1 protein-coding gene is annotated in these 1,401 nt (G+C 57.2%); it reads left to right on the plus strand.

The annotated features are described in order from the left end of the window. Window positions 1–152 precede the first annotated feature (152 nt). A partial coding sequence (locus EJD88_RS03100) for a sel1 repeat family protein (RefSeq protein ID WP_158876763.1) occupies window positions 153–1,401 on the plus strand: 1,249 nt, incomplete at its 3' end.

Consider the following 1,401-nt stretch of genomic DNA (forward strand, 5'->3'; position numbering starts at 1 on the left):
ACTTGCGGTTCAACGATGGCACCGTCCGCCGTTTCGAAGAGAACGAGATCATGCCCACGCTGAAGGTTCAGAGCCACAAATCCCGCTTTTTGCTGCCCGACATCATCACGGTCAGTGAAGAAAATATTGAATGGCAACTGCTGGGGTAAGGTATGAAAAAAAGGTTCCTCCTGCTGGCAAGTCTGCTGCTCGCTGCCTGTGATACCGGCAGTGCCCCTGCTTACCGGCCCCAGTCCACTACCGTGAACCCACTGACCGAGATCAAAACCAAGCTGGCCTTTGCCTGTGTACACGAGCAAATCCCTACGCCGTCCGCCGAAACCGACGAGCTATTCCAGTACGCTCGATGGCTACAGAAAAACAACCTGCTCAAGCAGGACAAAAGTGTCGACGCCGAGATCGAGCGCTTGTACCGGATTGCTGCCGAAAATGGCCATTTCAAGGCCAACATCAACCTGCAAAACGGCGCCATGCGCGGTCAGTTCAAGCTCCGTGGCGCAGATCACCTGCGCCTGAGCCAGCAACTGATCGAGGCAAATGTGGCGACGGGGTACTACTTTATCGGCGTTTTCCTGAAGAACGGTTCAGCCGGACTGAAGCAGGATGCTGCTATGTCGCTGCGCTACATCCGAAAGGCGGCCGACGAAGGCAGTGCGCAAGCGCAATACGATGTGGGCGACATACTGGCGCCGATTGACATAGCGCCTGATGTTGCCCGACAGATGCGCCGCTGTGCGGCCGAACAAGGTCATGGCAAGGCAGCAGGCGCCCTAGGCGTCAACCTTAAAATTAAGGGGCAATACCAAGAGGCAGTAACGGCGTTCCAACTGGGAGCAATGGCGGGCGATGAAACTTCTGCTAGCTGGTTGAAAGATGGCTTCCGAGGTCCTCCTCCTTCCGACACGTTTAACTACCTCGACCTACAGCAAGACCTCGAACGCGCTGATCGCTATAAAACAATCTGGAGTCTGCTAGCGGACTACTCCTACGCCGATCCCAAAGTCCCCGAAATCAACGAAATCCTCCCCCTCCCCCCCGCCAAACTCCCCGCCTGGAACGGCAAACTGCAATGGCTGGAAGCGCGCCTGGCCAATATCCCCCCGCCAAAACCCAGCGAAGCACTGATCCAGCAGCTAGCCAAGGCCAAACTCCTGGAACCGGCAACCGGCAGAGCCACCCCCGACTCTCCCGCGTTCATCAAGGCCAGCTATCCCCAACCGAGCTGCTCCAGCGGCCAGGCCTGCCCGCAGACTGGCTACTGGCAGGCATTGAGACTGAGTCGCAATGTTTACTTGCGGTTCAACGATGGCACCGTCCGCCGTTTCGAAGAGAACGAGATCATGCCCACGCTGAAGGTTCAGAGCCACAAATCCCGCTTTTTGCTGCCCGACATCATCACGG

Source organism: Pseudomonas sp. PB105 (genome assembly GCF_009764655.1).
GTDB classification, from domain to species: domain Bacteria; phylum Pseudomonadota; class Gammaproteobacteria; order Pseudomonadales; family Pseudomonadaceae; genus Aquipseudomonas; species Aquipseudomonas cyclaminis.